Origin of the sequence: Cognatundibacterium squillarum, assembly GCF_014652435.1 — a bacterium.
GTDB lineage: Bacteria > Pseudomonadota > Gammaproteobacteria > Burkholderiales > Burkholderiaceae_D > Undibacterium > Undibacterium squillarum.
In genome coordinates, this window is sequence record NZ_BMYU01000001.1 from 465,820 (window position 1) to 482,388 (window position 16,569).

Annotated in this window: 13 protein-coding genes; 4 read left to right on the forward strand and 9 right to left on the reverse strand. The window is 53.0% G+C overall.

What is annotated here, in order from left to right; all coding sequences use genetic code 11:
- The first annotated feature begins 310 nt into the window (after positions 1–310).
- From IE092_RS02015 to IE092_RS02030, 4 genes are read left to right on the forward strand one after another with little or no spacing between them, the layout of a single operon-like run.
- Entirely contained in the window at positions 311–976 is a 666-nt protein-coding gene (locus IE092_RS02015; protein ID WP_189355328.1) for an ABC transporter ATP-binding protein, read from the forward strand.
- Positions 973–2,934: an HlyD family secretion protein gene (locus IE092_RS02020; RefSeq protein WP_189355329.1), complete on the forward strand. Its 1,962-nt coding sequence runs from the start codon at positions 973–975 to the stop codon at positions 2,932–2,934. The genes IE092_RS02015 and IE092_RS02020 overlap by 4 nt, the downstream gene beginning before the upstream one ends.
- A 2-nt stretch (positions 2,935–2,936) precedes the next feature.
- Complete coding sequence (locus IE092_RS02025) at positions 2,937–4,154, forward strand: efflux RND transporter periplasmic adaptor subunit (RefSeq protein ID WP_189355330.1); 1,218 nt, start codon at positions 2,937–2,939, stop codon at positions 4,152–4,154.
- A complete protein-coding gene (locus IE092_RS02030) occupies positions 4,151–5,389 on the forward strand; it encodes an ABC transporter permease (RefSeq protein WP_189355331.1) in 1,239 nt (412 codons plus the stop codon). Before IE092_RS02025 ends, IE092_RS02030 begins: the two co-directional genes overlap by 4 nt.
- Positions 5,390–5,482: 93 nt before the next feature.
- On the opposite strand, the gene IE092_RS02035 is transcribed toward IE092_RS02030, so the two are convergent.
- From IE092_RS02035 to IE092_RS02075, 9 genes are all read right to left on the reverse strand, one after another.
- Positions 5,483–6,337, reverse strand: a complete 855-nt coding sequence (locus IE092_RS02035) for a LytR/AlgR family response regulator transcription factor (protein WP_189355332.1) — start codon at positions 6,335–6,337, stop codon at positions 5,483–5,485.
- A 14-nt stretch (positions 6,338–6,351) separates the two neighbouring features.
- Positions 6,352–7,251 carry a sensor histidine kinase gene (locus IE092_RS02040; RefSeq protein ID WP_189355333.1) on the reverse strand — a complete coding sequence of 300 codons (900 nt, stop codon included), beginning with the start codon at positions 7,249–7,251 and terminating at the stop codon, positions 6,352–6,354.
- Positions 7,244–7,552 (reverse strand): hypothetical protein, encoded by a 309-nt coding sequence (locus tag IE092_RS02045; RefSeq protein ID WP_189355334.1) that lies wholly within the window; start codon positions 7,550–7,552, stop codon positions 7,244–7,246. Before IE092_RS02045 ends, IE092_RS02040 begins: the two co-directional genes overlap by 8 nt.
- Before the next feature lie 191 nt (positions 7,553–7,743).
- On the reverse strand, positions 7,744–8,691 hold the full coding sequence (locus tag IE092_RS02050; RefSeq protein ID WP_189355335.1) for a hypothetical protein: 948 nt from the start codon (positions 8,689–8,691) through the stop codon (positions 7,744–7,746).
- 152 nt (positions 8,692–8,843) lie between these two features.
- A complete protein-coding gene (locus IE092_RS02055) occupies positions 8,844–9,791 on the reverse strand; it encodes a hypothetical protein (RefSeq protein ID WP_189355336.1) in 948 nt (315 codons plus the stop codon).
- A 316-nt stretch (positions 9,792–10,107) separates the two neighbouring features.
- Positions 10,108–10,974 (reverse strand): carboxylating nicotinate-nucleotide diphosphorylase, encoded by an 867-nt coding sequence (gene nadC, locus IE092_RS02060; RefSeq protein WP_189355337.1) that lies wholly within the window; start codon positions 10,972–10,974, stop codon positions 10,108–10,110.
- Positions 10,975–11,002: 28 nt separating this feature from the next.
- Positions 11,003–12,139 carry a quinolinate synthase NadA gene (nadA, locus tag IE092_RS02065; protein WP_373295314.1) on the reverse strand — a complete coding sequence of 379 codons (1,137 nt, stop codon included), beginning with the start codon at positions 12,137–12,139 and terminating at the stop codon, positions 11,003–11,005.
- Positions 12,140–12,350: 211 nt separating this feature from the next.
- A complete protein-coding gene (locus IE092_RS02070; RefSeq protein ID WP_189355338.1) occupies positions 12,351–14,414 on the reverse strand; it encodes a M13 family metallopeptidase in 2,064 nt (687 codons plus the stop codon).
- Positions 14,415–14,479: 65 nt separating this feature from the next.
- A complete protein-coding gene (locus tag IE092_RS02075; RefSeq protein ID WP_229792977.1) occupies positions 14,480–16,450 on the reverse strand; it encodes a CocE/NonD family hydrolase in 1,971 nt (656 codons plus the stop codon).
- Between the last annotated feature and the right edge of the window lie 119 nt (positions 16,451–16,569).

A 16,569-nucleotide genomic window follows, 5' to 3' on the forward strand; every position in this document is an offset into this window, starting at 1 on the left:
CCAACGGAAGACACTTAACAAAACCGGAAGTCCGGATGCGTAAAAGCACTGAAAATGCCTGAAATGCGGTTTATGGCACAACCATCTGCCGCTTGCCCGCGAAAACAGTGCGTCTCTGTATTTGGCTCTTGCCGATTTTTGCACAATCAAACCACCATTCCGCCGCTCTCAAAGGCGAATTCTCACAACTTCTTACACAAATATTGACTTTTAGTCTTTTCATAGTCACATTGTCGGCTCTTTCTTTTCAGAACTGTTTTTTGTACCTAACAGCAAAAAGCATTCTCAGATACTCCGCGGTGACTCAGGCATGATTCAGCTAGACAATATACAGCGCCACTACAAACAGGGCGGCGGCACGATACAGGCATTACGCGGACTCAGTTTACGCATCGCGCCCGGTGAATTTGTCGCGATTATGGGCTCTTCCGGTTCCGGCAAATCCACTTTACTGAATATTCTTGGCGCACTGGATAAACCCAGCGCCGGCAGTTACCGGCTGAACGGTACGGAAGTCGGCGCAATGGATGACGATGCAGCATCTGCCCTGCGCAGCCGGCAAATCGGCTTTGTATTTCAGTCATTCCACTTGCTGCCACGCTTAACCGTACTGGAAAACGTGCTGCTGCCGCAGCGCTACTTGCCGGAACAAGACCCGGAAGCACCGCAGCGTGCACGCGCACTGCTGGAACGCATGGGTCTCGGTCATCGCATTGATCACCGCCCCGGAGAACTGTCCGGTGGTCAGCTGCAGCGTGCCGCAATTGCGCGCGCCTTGCTGAATCAGCCTTCCCTGTTACTGGCGGATGAACCCACCGGCAATCTGGACAGCAAAAGTGCGACCGACGTACTGCAGTTATTTTCTGAATTACACAGTCTGGGTCAGACCATCGTACTGGTTACACATGATCCGAATGTCGCAGCAAAAGCGCAACGCACTATCCTCTTAAACGACGGCAATCTGGTTTCCGCATGACATCCCCTCAGTTTCTTATGACGCGGCTGGCCAGCGCCACCGCAATCGCCCTGCTCTGCCTGCAGGCTCACGCTGACACAAGCAATGCGACTACGCCAGCGAAACCCGCAGCAGCAAGCCAAAGACTGGTTATTCTGAATGGCAGTGTGGATTCGCTGAACAGTCAGTCACTGTTTATTCCCGTCTCTGACATTAATCCGGTTACTTTGAAATTTTTTGTACCGGAAGGCGGCAAAGTCAAAAAAGGCGATGTGGTGTTATCGATAGGCACTTCGGGCAACAACACGCAGGAAATGCAAACCCGTCAGGAACAGCAGCAAGTGAAAATGGCGCTGGAACTGGCAAAGCTGGAAGTGGTGGCGATTGAGGCAGAACGGGCACTGCATACGGCCCAGATCGCGCTGGCGAAAGCACGACTGGACGCCAGCCTGCCGCAAGGTCAGATCAGTGCGCTGGATTACGACAAATACCAGACCGATAAAGAAAAAGCGCTCAAAGAACTGGAAATCCGTAAAACTGCGGTCGAGATCGCGCGTAAAAACATCGCCAAAACCAAAACTGACGGCGAACTGGAAGCACGTAAAAACCAGTTGCAAATGGCGTATCTGCTGAAGGAAAACGCAAACACGTCGGTTCATGCAGAAGTGGATGGTGTCGTTATTCATGCATTTAACCAGTGGCGTGGCGAACGTTATGACGAAGGCGTACCCGGATTTTCCGGGCACCGTGCCGGTCAGGTAATGACAGATGGTGCTTTTGAACTGATTGCCTGGGCACTGGAAGCCGACCGCCTGTCGCTGAAAGAAGGCATGCCAGTCTATCTGACGCCAGACGCTTATCCCGGGAAAACGATCAGCAGCACGATCAAGCGCATCAGCCCGGCACCGGAAGCCGGCCCTTCCGGAGAAAAAGGACGTTTTTTCAAAGTCACGATTCCTTTACCGCCGCAAGCCGGCCTGACTTACGCACCGGGAATGAGCATTCGCGTCAGTACCGCACCAGCACCAGCGCGCCATCTGAGCCAGTCCCTGCCCGACAATCTGACCATTGATGGCGAAGTCTTATCGCGCAATTACCGGTCGATTATTCCGCCATCCATTCGCTACATCTGGAATTACACCGTTGGCCAGATCGTGCCGGAAGGCACGCATCTGAAGGCTGGTGAACAAGTCTTGCAACTGCAATCGACCGAGGTGCAGGAGCGACTGGTCACATCGCGCAATTTACTGAATGAAAAAAATAAAGCGTTAGAAAAATTACTGCTGGAACAGAAAGAAGCGGAAAGACTGGGCGAAATCCAGATTGCGGAAGCCCGTGCAGCAGCAGAAAAGGCGGCGCGTAAAGCGACGATGCCGAAAGAGCTGATACGACGTATTGATTACGACAAACTGGTGATTGATAAAGAAGCCGGTCAGGCACAGCTCGAATTGCAGCAAAAGCTGGTCGCAGCACAATCTGCGCAGCGCAATGCAGAGAAACGTTTCCTGCAAACTGAAATGCAGATGGAACAAAAGAATCTGAACGATTTGCAGGCTGGCATTAAAGCACTGACCATCACGGCACCAACTGCCGGTATCGTGCAATACCGGATGTCTTATGACGATGAAAAAATCAAGAAAGGCAGCAAAGTCTGGATGGGACAAACCATTGCCGGACTGGCAGACCCGGACAACATGTATATCAAAGCAAAAGTGCCGGAAGCCCAATACGGTTTAATCAGCATGGGGCAAACCGTGACTGTCAAACTGCCCGGTGGCAATCAGACTGCACAGGCAAAAATACTGAGACCGGGACTGGCTTTTCAGTCACGCTCTCATACCGACAACAGCATTGTCCGTGATCTGGAACTGGAATTTACACAACGCCCGGCCAATCTGAAACCCGGCTCCGCTGTGCAAGTCATTATCCCGCTGACGAAGGCGGCCACCTCTGCTCAGCCAAAATCCACTGCAAAATGAAGATGCGATTCCCACTCTCTGCCGCTGCGCTCGGCGTTTCTTTATTAATCAGCGCATGCAGCCAGCCCGCCGAGCAGAATGCGACCACTGAAATCCTGCAAGAAGCGGCATGGCGCGAAACCATGGAAATTCAGGGTGAAGTCATTGCCCCTGAAAAAACACCGGTCAACGTACCCGGCTCGGGCTGGGCTCCGCGCATTCTTGAATACATCGCGCAAAACGGCAACGCTGTCAAAAAAGGTGATCTGATTGCGCGTTACCGTGCACCACGATCGGAAACAGAGCTGGCAAAAGCAGAACTGGAACTGGACCGCAAAGAACTGGCACGCGAAGAGCTGGAACGCAACGATACCAAACGCCGTGCCGAAATCCATGCAGACCAGAGCAAAGTCAATGCTGATCTGCATTTAAGCGAACGCTATTCAGGTGCGGATCAGCAATTATTCTCGCGCAATAAAGTCCTCGACACGATTCAGGATCAGGCGTTTCTGAAACAAAAACAAGGCTATCTGAACTGGCAATTGTCACAAACCAGTGTGCGTACGCAGTCGGATCAGGCACTGCTGCGTTCGCAACTGGAATCTGTCACGCAAAAAAGAGATACCGAAGCGAATGCTTTGCAGCAACTGGAAGTCCGCGCACCGCATGATGGCTTTCTGATGCTGGAAAAAAACTGGAGCGGTATGACACCGATGGTCGGTGCAACCGCAAGGCCGGGCGATGTGATCGGGAATTTGCCGGATCTTTCGCATCTGGTTGCTAATTTTCAGATTCCTGAACAGCGCACCTTTGCACTGCAAACCGGCCAGACCATTGAAGTCAGGCTGATGGGCAGCGGCAAACATGTGCCGCTGAAAGTCACCCGTATCGGCACTACTGCCAGCCCGATCGGCGAAAAATCGCCGGTTAAATTTATCGAAGTGGATGCGGCATTCAGTGCAGAACATATTCAGCAAATGCAATTAACACCGGGGCAATCGCTGAGCGGCAATCTGATTTTCGCGAATAAGGAAAAAATCCTGACCGTACCGAACATTGCACTGAAAGAAGAAAACGGCCAGTTCTTCGTATTCCGGATCGAACAGGGAAAACCCGTCAAAACCGCCGTCAAACTCGGGTTACGCGGCCCTACCCGCTCTGAAATCACCGAGGGCTTACGTGCCGGCATGCAAATCAGCCTGATTCCGACCACTGAACAAAAAGAAAAATCCGCATCATGAATATTCCGTTTGCCCTGATCACCGAAGCGGTGGATGAGCTCAGCCGACGCAAACTGCGTACCGGTTTAACCCTGCTGGGCATGTTGTTCGGCGTGGCTTCGATTGTTGCGATGCTGGCGGTTGGCGAAGGCAGCCGGCGCGAGGCGTTGCGTCTGGTATCGGAGCTGGGTCTGCAGAATCTGATCGTGGAATCCAAGAACCTCAGCAATGAACAATTGAAAGAGATCCGCGGACGCAGTCTGGGCCTGAGCAGTGATGACGGCGCCGCTGCGTTGCTGGCAGTACCCGGTGCGGAATCCGTTGCCTTGCGCACCGAAATCAAAACCGACCAGATTGTGTACGGTCAGAAAGTCGAAACCGGCCATACTTTTGCTGTGACGGAACCGTATGCACAGCAATCCGGATTACAAACCGGCGCTGGCCGCTGGTTTAATGCATCGGATTTTGCAACACAGGCTGCCGTTGCCGTGATCGGCCCGCGTATCGCGGCGCAGTTATTCGGTCAGGTAAATCCGGTCGGAGAATTTATCCGCGTCAATAATGTCTGGCTGCAGGTGGTTGGCGTACTGGCTGACCGCGCCAAAAGCAAATCGGAATTTGAAGGCATTAAGCTGGGGCTGGATGATGAACGGATTTTTGTACCGTGGGACAGCGCAAAAATGCGCTTTCCCGTGCGTGAACTGGAAGATGAAGTCAGTTCTCTGAGCCTGCGTTTGCGCGAAGGCACATCGCCGGAAGCGGCAGCCCGCGTACTGCAACGCCTGATCGAAGCACGCCATAACGGTGCAGACGACACCACCCTGATCGTACCGATGGGTTTGTACCGCCAGAACCAGCAAACCCAGAAAATTTTTACGATTGTAATGAGTTCCATTGCCGCCGTTTCATTACTGGTTGGCGGCATTGGCATCATGAATATCATGCTCGCGAATGTACTGGAACGTAAAAAAGAAATCGGTTTAAAGCGTGCTCTGGGAGCAACCCAGCGCGATATCGTGCGCCAGTTTCTGGCCGAAGCACTGGTGATTTCCGGAATGGGTGCGCTGCTCGGCTTGCTGGCCGGTATTGCGGCCGCTTACAGTATTGCAGCGCTGGCAGGCTGGTCGGTGGCATGGTCACCACTGACGCTGATCATCGCCGTTTCTGCCTGCGTTGCCACCGGTCTGGGCTTCGGTGTTTTCCCCGCCCGTCAGGCCGCACAGCTTGATCCGATTGCGGCGTTACGCAGCGAATAAATTCTGCAGTTCACGGTGTCCCGCAAACGGACACCGTTTTCTATCTTTCCTGTAAATTTCACATTAATTTAAATATTTACAAAATCTAACCACTCACATCTGCTGAAACAAATGTGTATGGTTGCGACTGACTTCCAGTTTCTCTGTACTGCCTTTGATGCTGACTAACTGGCGGCCACGAAAATCGCGGGTGACTTCTGCAATCGCGGAAACGCGCACCAGCGACGAGCGGTGGATACGCCAGAATTCATCCGGGTCCAGTTCATCTTCCAGCTCTTTCAGCGATTTACGAATCAGATATTGCGCCTGCTCGGTTTGCACCAGCGTGTATTTTTCATCCGATTTAAAAAACAGAATTTCTTTGGTGCTGATCATGCGCAGGCTGGTACCGACACTGGCCTGCACCCAGCGCAGATAATCGCGCTTCTGCCCCTGCTGCATTTGCTGCTGTATCAGCTGGGTCAGCATGGTTTGCACATCGGTGGCAACCGGCAGATTTTCACTGGCGTTGCCCGCTGCAATCGCGGGACGTGACTGCGCCTGTGCTGCTTCTGCTGCTTTGCGCTTTTCGGAGATGCGTTCTTTCAGGCGGTCACAGGTCTGCGCTAAACGCTCTGCATCCACTGGTTTGAGCAGGTAATCCATCGCACCGCGTTCAAACGCTGCAATCGCATATTCGTTATATGCGGTGACAAACACCACCTGTGCCATCGCAGCCAGCTGTGCTGCCGCTTCAATGCCGTTTTTACCGGGCATACGAATATCCAGAAACACCACATCCGGTTGCAGCGCCTGCGCCTGTTCAATCGCAGCGATACCATTACCCGCTTCGCCGGCGATTTCCAGTTCCGGCCACACCTGCGCAAGACGGCTGCGCAGCCAGTCGCGCATTGGCGCTTCGTCATCTACCAGTAAAGCCCGCACTGTGCTTATATTTCCGATACTCATGCCCTTTTGTCTCCTTAAGTTTGGCTTACTGTGTCTGCAGCCGGAACACGCAGAATAAATGTCGCGCCACCCGCTGCCGGAATTTCTGTCAGCAGACTTGCCTGCCCTTTGTACAAGGCGCGTAAGCGTTCACGGATGTTTGATAAACCCACACCGTCGTCGGCATGCATGTCTAAGCCGACACCATTGTCGCTGACTTCCACTTCCATAAACCCGTCCTGCAATCTCGCACTAATACGAATCTCGCCACCTTCGGTACTCGGCTCCAGCCCGTGCTTGATCGCGTTTTCGACCAGCGTCTGTACCATCATTGAAGGAAAGGCTTCCAGCGCCAGCGCTTCCGGCACATCAATGCTGAAGCGTAATCGCTGCTGCATCCTTGCCTGCATGATGTTCAGATAGGCGCGTGACAATTCGATTTGCTGTCCCAGCGTCCCCATCCCCTGCTGACGCATTTGCGGCATGGCAGAACGCAGATAGCGAATCAGGTCGGCATGGACTTTCGATGCCTGTTGCGGCTGTGTTTCAATCAGCTGACCAATCAGCGCCAGCGTATTAAATAAAAAGTGCGGTTCAATCTGTGCCTGCAGCGCAGCCATTTCTGCTTCTAACACGCGCCGCTCCAGTGCCTCCATATCGGCTCGCGATGCTGCAGCCACCGCTGCCAGTTCCGCACGGTGCTTACCACCGGCCAGACTTTTGATCAGGATGGACACCACAATCAGCCAGAATGCCAGCGGCCCCAGCCCCATCGTTCCGCCGATGATCAGCACCAGAAACGATACAAAAAACAGATACTTCCACGAGATGACTGCCAGCCAGTCAAAAAACTTCCACCAGCCCTCCCGCAACAAATCGCGTACCTCCAGCACAATACTGCGCAGTGACGGAGGTACAAACTCAGGCTTATTCATGATCTTCTTTTTTCTCGCTGTCAGGTGCCGGTAATGCGATCGCGGCAGGCTCGCTCTTTTCTGCGCTGTCTTCTGCCGGATTCACAAAGCATTTTACCAACAGTGCTGTCAGAACAAACACATTTGCCAGTGGCACCAGTGCCAGAATGCCACTCAGTATCCACACCAGCAAAATCACCGCAAACAGGCGCAGCCAGCTCATCGCAACAATCTTGGTGACAAACCACATCCAGCAATAATGGATGGTTTCGCCGGTTTGAATGACGGTTTCCAGAATCGGGTTACGTTGTGTGCTGTTCATGATCTCTCTCCTCGGGTGTGTGTTGAAATGTGCTGCTGATGGACACAGTGTGCACCGCCCCCGCCCCTGCTTCCAGCTGCCTGCGACTAAGTGCAGCAGCAACGGGTTTAATGGCAGGATGGCGGGTTAAACGGGAGTGAGATTTTTCGTTACGACAGAACGGATGCTGAAACTGCGGTGTGAATGTGCGGTTAAGGGCGGATAAGTCGGGAGAAATCTCTGGTTTGAAATGCTGTGACGATGATGTCACGCAATATGATCAACTGTTGAAACAGAGCAGGCTTAGAGGCGTACTTGTCGCGGTAGTAAGAGTCTATGCTGTCAAAACACTTGCTATCGTGCACACAAAAGGTCAGCAATATCAGACTATTAGCCTTGCAATCCACGCCCAACTGGCAGGAGGCCCAACGCCAGGCATCTTCAACCAATTCTCTGCGTCCATTGTCGGCATATGTCTCACCGTTGACCCAGTAACTTTGCTCACCCTTTTCGTTGTAATAACGGCTTGCTTCAGTCGCATAGAGTGCAATCGTGGCGGGATCCTGCAACTCTGCAAGTCCGCTCATCAGTTTCAGGCGCTGTGTCGCAGTGAACCTACTTTCTTGTACCAACTGAAAAAAATCATTTCTGACGCGCTCAAGCAAATCTCCGGACTCGACAATTCCGCCAACAAATTCATTTATACCTTCAAGGCTGAGTTCCCTGCTGGTAAATCCATGACAGCGATAGCGCAAATCATTGAGTGCAGCCTGTTTTTTTGCAAACAAGCCGGCATCGGTGTAATCGGTTGCTTTGACATCTGCAACCTTTCTAATGAAGAGACAAATATTGATCGCATCAAAAGCATACGTCCCACCACCTTCCTGCGGACGTTTTTTCGCCATTTCCGCAAAGGCACGCAAGTCCTTGCTGGCGTAAAACGCCTTTGCAATCTCCAGCGTTTTCCCTTTGGTCGGGTTTGGTGCAGCAGCAGGCTCAGAACTTGCCTGTACAGGTACAGCGGGCTGTTTATTGATCGCAACAAGCTGCGCAGGATTAGCCGGCCCAAGCGTGAGATCGGGCGACGTCTGATACCAGCGCCAAACGGCAAAGCCACTCACTGCCAGCAAAACTGCGACGCCTGCAATGCGCTTATTCACCGGTTTCTCCCATTCTTTGTAACGATTAACTGTGTACGCCGTTATGCAAACGCTGCCAGCGACATTGTCTGCGGAAAAACAGACAAGAATTTCGCATCGCGGTCATCACACATAGATGTCTGTTTTGAATTGCCTCGTACCGAATACTGTCATTACGGCTTAATCAGCTTAGAAAAATCTCTGTTTTGAAATGCAGTGACGATGATGTCACGCAATACGATCAACTGTTGAAACAGAGCGGGTTTAGAGGCGTACTTGTCGCGGTAGTAAGAGTCTATGCTGTCAAAACATTTGCTATCGTGCACACAAAGGGTCAGCAATTTCAGGCTGTTAGCCTTGCAATCTACCCCCAGCTGGCAGGAGGCCCAACGCCAGGCATCTTCAACCAACTCTCTGCGTCCATTGTCTGCATAGGTCTCTCCATTAATCCAGTAACTTTGCTCATTTTTTTCGTTGTAATAACGGCTTGCTTCAGTCGCATAGAGTGCAATCGTGGCGGGATCCTGCAACTCTGCAAGTCCGTTCATCAGTTTCAGGCGCTGTGTCGCAGTGAACCTACTTTCTTGTACCAGCCGAAAAAAATCATTTCTGACGCGCTCAAGCAAATCTCCGGACTCGACAATTCCCCCAACAAATTCATTCATACCTTCAAGGCTGAGTTCCCTGCTGGTAAATCCATGACAGCGGTAGCGCAAATCATTGAGTGCAGCCTGTTTTTTTGCAAACAAGCCGGCATCGGTGTAATCGGTTGCTTTGACATCTGCAACCTTTCTAATGAAGAGACAAATATTGATCGCATCAAAAGCATACGTCCCACCACCTTCCTGCGGACGTTTTTTCGCCATTTCCGCAAAGGCACGCAAGTCCTTACTGGCGTAATACGCCTTTGCAATTTCCAGTGTTTTCCCTTTGGTCGGGTTTGGTGCAGCAGCAGGCTCAGAACTTGCCGGTACAGGTACAGCGGGCTGTTTATTGATAGCAACAAGCTGCGCAGGATTAGCCGGCACAAGCGTGAGATCGGGCGACGTCTGATACCAGCGCCAAACGGCAAAGCCACCCACTACCAGCAGAACTGCAACGCCTGCAATACGTTTATTCATCCGGTTTTCCTGTTTTTGTCTATTTGCGTATTCCGTGCTTCCTGGTAATTCATGTCGCCAGAGAAACATTTTCTCAGCAGATTAACGGTGAAGTGCAAAAAGCGCAATAAAACAGGTGAAATGCGGTGTTCAGCACAAGGATCCGGCGGTCGTCGGCAGAAAGTCTGGCTGTCAGAAAATAGTAAATGACGATGGCTGCACAGTACCTAGCCGCATAGCCAAAAAAAACCACCGCAGACCAGCAGGTTTGCAGTGGTTTTTTTTGCAGCCGACCAGCGCTGAAACTGCGCGCTAATCAAATTGCTAATCACATCATTTACAGCACGCGCAGCGAGTAATCGGTGGCTTTGACGTCTTTGGTCAGGCTGCCGATGGAAATGCGGTCGACGCCGGTTTCGGCGATGGCGCGCAGCGTGGAATGATCGACGCCGCCGGAGGCTTCCAGCAAAGCGCGGCCTGCGTTGATGCTGACCGCTTCGCGCATCATGTCCGTACTGAAGTTATCGAGCAGAATCGATGTCGCACCGGCGTCCAGTGCCTGATGCAGTTCGTCCAGATTTTCAACTTCAACCTGAATGCTGACACCGGCGTTCAGCGCGAATGCCTGTTGCATCGCCGGCGCGATACCGCCCGCGGCGGCGATATGGTTTTCCTTGATCAGAATGCCGTCGTACAGTGCCAGACGCTGGTTTTTACCGCCGCCGACGCGAACTGCGTATTTCTGCGCCAGACGCAGGCCAGGCAGCGTTTTGCGGGTATCCAGCACGGCAGCGCGGGTGCCTTCGGTCAGTACTGCGTAGTGACGGGTTTTAGTGGCAACACCGGACAGCAATTGCAGGAAGTTCAGCGCGGAACGTTCTGCGGTCAGCAGCGCGCGTGCGGGTGCTTCGATGCGGCATACCACGCTGTCGGCACGCATCAGATCGCCTTCGGCATATTGCCAGTCAACGACGATACTGGAATCGCAGGCTTGCATCACCGCATCAAACCACGGTGCGCCGCACAGTACGGCATCTTCGCGCACAATCACTTGTGCTTTCACACGTTCTTCCGCCGGTACCAGCAGGCCGGTCAGATCGCCGCTGCCGACATCTTCTGCCAGTGCGTCGCGGATATTGCGCTCAAACGCTTGCTGCAGGTCTGCATCAAACGGTGCATGCGCATTGTTGAGGTTGCTAGACATAAGAGACTTTCTCTGAAAATAAAGCGGATCAGGCCGGACCGATGTTCTGGAACAGCGCACCGTCTTTGGCCAGATCGCCGGACGGACGCACATTCGCTTTCTTCGCTGCAGCGAAGTCCAGCATACGGTCGATACAGGTTTTGGCTTTCTGTGCGATGGCGGTATCAACGTTGATTTCATTGCTGCCGGTTTCCAGCACGTGCAGCAGATTGCGCAAGCCATTCATCGCCATCCACGGGCAATGCGCGCAGCTCTTGCAAGTGGCGCTGTTGCCGGCAGTCGGCGCAACGATAAAGCGTTTGCCCGGCGCAGCCATTTGCATTTTGTGCAGAATGCCGTTGTCGGTGGCGACGATGAATTCCTGCGCATCCATGGTTTGCGCGGCATGAATCAGTTGCGAAGTGGAGCCGACCACATCGGCCTGTGCCACTACAGACGCTGGCGATTCCGGATGCACCAGCACTTTGGCGTTCGGATATTCCGCCTTCATCACATCCAGTTCCACGCCTTTGAATTCATCATGCACCAGACAGGAACCCTGCCACAGCAGCATGTCAGCGCCGGTTTCTTTCTGAATGTAGCTGCCCAGATGTTTGTCCGGCGCCCACAGAATTTTTTTGCCTTGTGCATGCAGGTAGCGCACGATGTCCAGACCGATGCTGGAAGTCACCATCCAGTCGGCGCGTGCTTTGACGGCGGCGCTGGTGTTGGCATACACCACCACGGTGCGGTCAGGATGGGCATCGCAGAACGCCGCGAATTCATTCGCATCACAGCCCAGATCCAGCGAACAGGTCGCATCCAGATCCGGCATCAGAATGGTTTTTTCCGGGCTCAGAATTTTGGCGGTTTCGCCCATAAAGCGCACACCGGCCACGATCAGGGTTTTAGCTTCATGATCACGGCCAAAACGCGCCATTTCCAGCGAATCAGATACGCAGCCGCCGGTTTCTTCGGCCAGATCCTGCAAGTCCGCATCCACATAGTAATGCGCCACCAGTACCGCCTGCTTTTCTTTCAGCAAGGCACGGATACGGTTTTTCAGGGCGATTTTTTCTTCCGGTGTCGGCATATCCGGCACTTTGGCCCACGCATTGGCGACACAACTGCTGCCTTCTTCCATTAAAGGACGTTCAAATTCAACGACTTTGGTAGCTTCCATCATTCTCTGCCTATCGCCGGAAGCACGCTGGAAGGCGTTCCGGCATCAAAATATACTCCCCCGGGGTATATAAAAAGGCCCAGTGTTTACGCTGACAATAGGCCGGTTTTGGCATATACCCCCTGTTTTTCAGGGAAATTGAGGATAAAAAACGCCGGTTGCGCTGTGGGCGGAACCGGCGTTGGGATCACAGCAAAGGCGATAGTATACGCTGTTACCAGATATTCACACGCTTTGCCTCAGTACGCAGTGGCGAACGCTTGCCTTCGCAACGGAAAGCCGCACTGAATTCCGGCATATTTGCCAGCGGTGCCAGCACACGGTATTTGTCCGGCGAGTGCGGATCAGTTGCCAGCGTCATGCGCAGCATTTCATCACGGATATTGCTGCGGAAGCTTTGCGCATTTGCGACGAAGAAGCGTTGTTCGGCTGTCAGACCATCCAGTTCCGGTTGCGGGTTTTTCGCCAGCGCTTTACGCAATGCCGCCAGCGCAATCTTCATCCCGCCCAGATCGGCAATGTTTTCACCGGCAGTCAGCTTGCCGTTGATATGCAGCTTGTCGATAGGATTGTATTCGCCAAACTGCACTTCAATCGCTTTGGCACGGCGCACGAATTCTTTTTCATCCGACTTGGTCCACCAGCTTTTCAGATTGCCTTCGGCATCAAACTGACGGCCTTCATCATCAAATGCATGGGTCAGTTCATGGCCGATGGTGGCACCGGTATTGCCGTAATTCGCTGCCAGATCGCCCTGCACATGGTACAGCGGCGCCTGCAGAATACCGGCCGGGAACACGATTTCATTCATGCTCGGGTTGTAATACGCATTCACGGTTTGCGGTGTCATACCCCATTCGGTGCGGTCTATCGGCTTGCCGAGGCGATTAATCATGCGCTGATATTCAAATGCAGACGCACGTTTCACGTTACCGGCGTAATCATCACGCTTGATTTGCAGACCGCTGTAATCGCGCCAGACATCCGGATAACCGATCTTCACCATAATGCTGTCCAGCTTTTTGTAAGCCTGCTGCTTGGTCACATCCGACATCCAGCTCAGGCCGGCGATGTTTTCACGCATCGCTTCTTTGATGTTATTCACCATGTCCAGCACACCTGCCTTGGCTTCCGGCCCGAATTGCTGTGCCACATACAATTGCCCCAGCGATTCGCCTGCACTGTGATCCAGCACTTCGAGCACGCGCTTCCAGCGCGGCGATAATTCTTTGGTGCCTGCCAGTTTCTGTCCGTTGAACGCAAAATTCTGTTCAACAAAGGCTTTGCTCAGATACGGCGCATAGCTGCTGACCACATCCCAGCGCAACAGCAATTGCCAGTCGCTGACCGGTACGGATTGCATTAACTGATCCAGACCTTTAAAGAAGGCAGGATGGGCGATATTCAGCGGGCCCGGATCTTTCACGCCTGCCGCTTCAAAGAAGGCTTTCCAGTCGGTGCGCGGTGCCATTTTTTGCAAGCCGGCCAGATCGGATAAGTGATAGCTGGCTTCCGGATCGCGTAATGCCACTTTATCCATACTGACTTTCGCCAGACGGGTTTCCAGCGCCAGAATGCGTTTTGCCGCATCAGCCGCCGCCGCTTCGCTGTCGCCCGCCAGCACCAGCATGCTGGCCACATGCTTCAGGTAAGCGGCGCGGATGTCTTTGCTTGCTTTATCCTGTTTCAGATAATAGTCGCGGTCTGGCAGACTCAAACCACCCTGTGAGATTTGTGCGATATAACGGCTGGCGTTTTTGGTATCCTGATCCACCACGAAGCCAAAACCACTGCTGATGCCTTCACGGTGAAATTCACCAATTACCTGCATTAACTGCGTGCGGTCTTTGATCGCAGCCACTTTTTGCAAGGCTGGCTGCATCGGTTGCGCACCCAGTTGCTCAATCCGCGCTTCATCCATGCCACTGGCGAAAAAATCACCGACCAGTTTTTCACTGCCTTTCGCATCCGCTTTATTCACCGCTGCTTCCGCCAGCGTGCGCAGAATATTCAGGTTGCGCTCGTTCACTTCTTCGTAGGCGCTGTAGCGGGAACGGTCTGCCGGTACCGGATTATTTTTCAGCCAGACACCATTCGCAAATTCGTAAAAGTCAGTACAGGCATCGGCTTTGCGGTTCATGGTATCTGCCTGCAGTACCAGCGCATTCGAGACAGTAGTTACAGGAGTCACAGCAACCGCAGACGCTGAGACACCGGCAATGGCCAGCGCCATCAGGCAAGGTTTCAGTTTCTTCAAAAAGTGAGACTGGATTTTCATCGTGTTAATTTTTTCTTTATATAAATCGTTAAAGCAGTTCGGCTGGCATTTTCGATAATGCGCCGTCAGGGCTGATGCTGCGTAGGATTGGCACGCTGCAACACCGGTAACACCAGTGCCGAATACTGGCCGGGCGCATGATAGACGCGCTGCGTGGCTTTGACAAAATCTTCCGGTTTAGCGGAAGGAATGTGCATAAACTTTTGCGGATTCAGATCCACCAGCGGAAACCAGCTGCTTTGTATCTGCACCATAATGCGGTGCCCGCGGCGGAAAGTGTGATTCACATCCGGCAGTGCAAAATGCAGTTTGCTGACTTCACCGGGGACGAAGGCTTCCGGCTTTTCAAAACTGTTGCGGAACTTACCGCGGAAAGGTTCGCCGCGCACCAGTTGCTGATAACCACCCATTGCCAGCTCCGGCGCAGGCACATCTTCACCGCGTTTGCGTCGTTGCGGCGCATCCGGATAATCGTCCGGATACACGTCAATCAGTTTCACTACAAAGTCCGCATCCGTGCCGGTGGTAGAGACAAACAATTGCGGCTGCACCGGACCAGCGACCGTCACGTCATCTTCCAGCACATCGGTCATATACGTCAGCACATCCGGACGCTGCGAGGCAAAACGCTGATCGCCAACCATGTACTCGCGCGGCGCACCGGTGGCCGGATAATTGATAAATGGCACCGGTTTTTTCGGATCGGCAATGTATTCGTCAAACGCTGCGCCCGCTGCCGGTTGCTGCCAGCTGAGTTTGCCATCGGCCTGCAAATACAAGCTGACTTGCTTGGCCTGCTTTGGCGGCCAGCTCGCATATTCACGCCAGACATTGGTGCCGGTTTCAAACGCATGCACTTCCGGCAGCGTTTTTCCCTGTACGCCTTTCAGATGCTGTTCAAAGAAAGGGAACAGAATATTCTTGCGATAGTATTCCGAGGTTTTGCTGCCGAATTGCACCAGCCCCAGCGATTTGCCATCGGCGCCAGCCCAGCCACCGTGTACCCACGGGCCAATCACCAGTCCGTTATACGGCGCTTTGGCATTGGCCGGGCGATTGGCGCGAATGGACTGATAGGTATAAAACGGACCTGCCACATCTTCCGCATCAAACAAACCGCCGACAGTCAGCACGGCAGCGCTGATATTGCGCAGATGGCGGGAAATATCACGGCTTTGCCAGAACGCATCATAGGTATCGTGCTGTATGGTTGGCATCAGCAGCTCGCGCTGTTCCGGCGACATTTGCGCCAGAATATTCCCCAGCGATAAATGCTTCAGAAAATAACGGTAACCATCCGGTGTGCCGTAATCAAATTTCTGCCAGCCGCGCGGTTCCTGTGTCGGATTTTTCTGTTCGGTGAAGCTGGCGTAAAAGTCAAAATTCGCCGCCAGCATCAGCGCACCGTTGTGATAGGTATCGTCACCTTTGTAAAGGTTCGTCACTGGTGCCTGCGGAGAAGCCGCTTTGATCGCCGGATGCGAATCGATGATACTGGCCGAGGTGTAGAAACCCGGATACGAAATGCCCCAGATACCGACTTTACCGTTATTGCCACCGATATTCTTCAGCAGCCACTCTACGGTGTCGTACATATCCTGACTTTCGATCCCCTCACCCGGTTTCTTCGCAGGATTCTGATGCGGCGTCATTTCCTGCCATTTGCCTTCCGACATAAAACGTCCACGCACATCCTGATTCACAAAGATATAACCGGCTTCCTGAAATTCTTTTCCAGGACCCAGCGAGGAAGGATAAAAATCAACGCCGTAATGATTTTCTGCACCTGAAAAATTGCCGCTGCCGTAAGGTGTGCGCACCATCAGAAACGGATAGGTTTTACTGCTGTCTTTCGGCACATACACTACTGTCATCAGCTTTACGCCATCGCGCATCGGAATACGGAACTCGTATTTGGTATATTTTTCCTGCACCAGATTTGCCGGTGGTTCGTCTGCTGCCAGCGTCTGAGGTGCAAAGGCCGCTGCGCCGAGCGCCAGCAACATTGCCTGACATAATCGCTTGAGTTTCATCATTTCCCTTGTTATTCCGTATAGATACAGAGCCTGCATGCCGCCACCCGGGGCAGCCGTCTGTGCGCTGTTACAAAACGCAAAGCTGCAGAAGCGCCACTTTGCTATGATGCACAGATACG

What these genes read in the sequence shown, in the direction of transcription:
- IE092_RS02015 (WP_189355328.1), top strand. Translation starts at nt 311, where the DNA reads ATGATTCAGCTAGACAATATACAGCGCCACTACAAACAGGGCGGCGGC.
- IE092_RS02020 (WP_189355329.1), top strand. Translation starts at nt 973, where the DNA reads ATGACATCCCCTCAGTTTCTTATGACGCGGCTGGCCAGCGCCACCGCA.
- IE092_RS02025 (WP_189355330.1), top strand. Translation starts at nt 2,937, where the DNA reads ATGCGATTCCCACTCTCTGCCGCTGCGCTCGGCGTTTCTTTATTAATC.
- IE092_RS02030 (WP_189355331.1), top strand. Translation starts at nt 4,151, where the DNA reads ATGAATATTCCGTTTGCCCTGATCACCGAAGCGGTGGATGAGCTCAGC.
- IE092_RS02035 (WP_189355332.1), bottom strand. Translation starts at nt 6,337, where the DNA reads ATGAGTATCGGAAATATAAGCACAGTGCGGGCTTTACTGGTAGATGAC.
- IE092_RS02040 (WP_189355333.1), bottom strand. Translation starts at nt 7,251, where the DNA reads ATGAATAAGCCTGAGTTTGTACCTCCGTCACTGCGCAGTATTGTGCTG.
- IE092_RS02045 (WP_189355334.1), bottom strand. Translation starts at nt 7,552, where the DNA reads ATGAACAGCACACAACGTAACCCGATTCTGGAAACCGTCATTCAAACC.
- IE092_RS02055 (WP_189355336.1), bottom strand. Translation starts at nt 9,791, where the DNA reads ATGAATAAACGTATTGCAGGCGTTGCAGTTCTGCTGGTAGTGGGTGGC.
- nadC (WP_189355337.1), bottom strand. Translation starts at nt 10,974, where the DNA reads ATGTCTAGCAACCTCAACAATGCGCATGCACCGTTTGATGCAGACCTG.
- nadA (WP_373295314.1), bottom strand. Translation starts at nt 12,139, where the DNA reads ATGATGGAAGCTACCAAAGTCGTTGAATTTGAACGTCCTTTAATGGAA.
- IE092_RS02070 (WP_189355338.1), bottom strand. Translation starts at nt 14,414, where the DNA reads ATGAAAATCCAGTCTCACTTTTTGAAGAAACTGAAACCTTGCCTGATG.
- IE092_RS02075 (WP_229792977.1), bottom strand. Translation starts at nt 16,450, where the DNA reads ATGATGAAACTCAAGCGATTATGTCAGGCAATGTTGCTGGCGCTCGGC.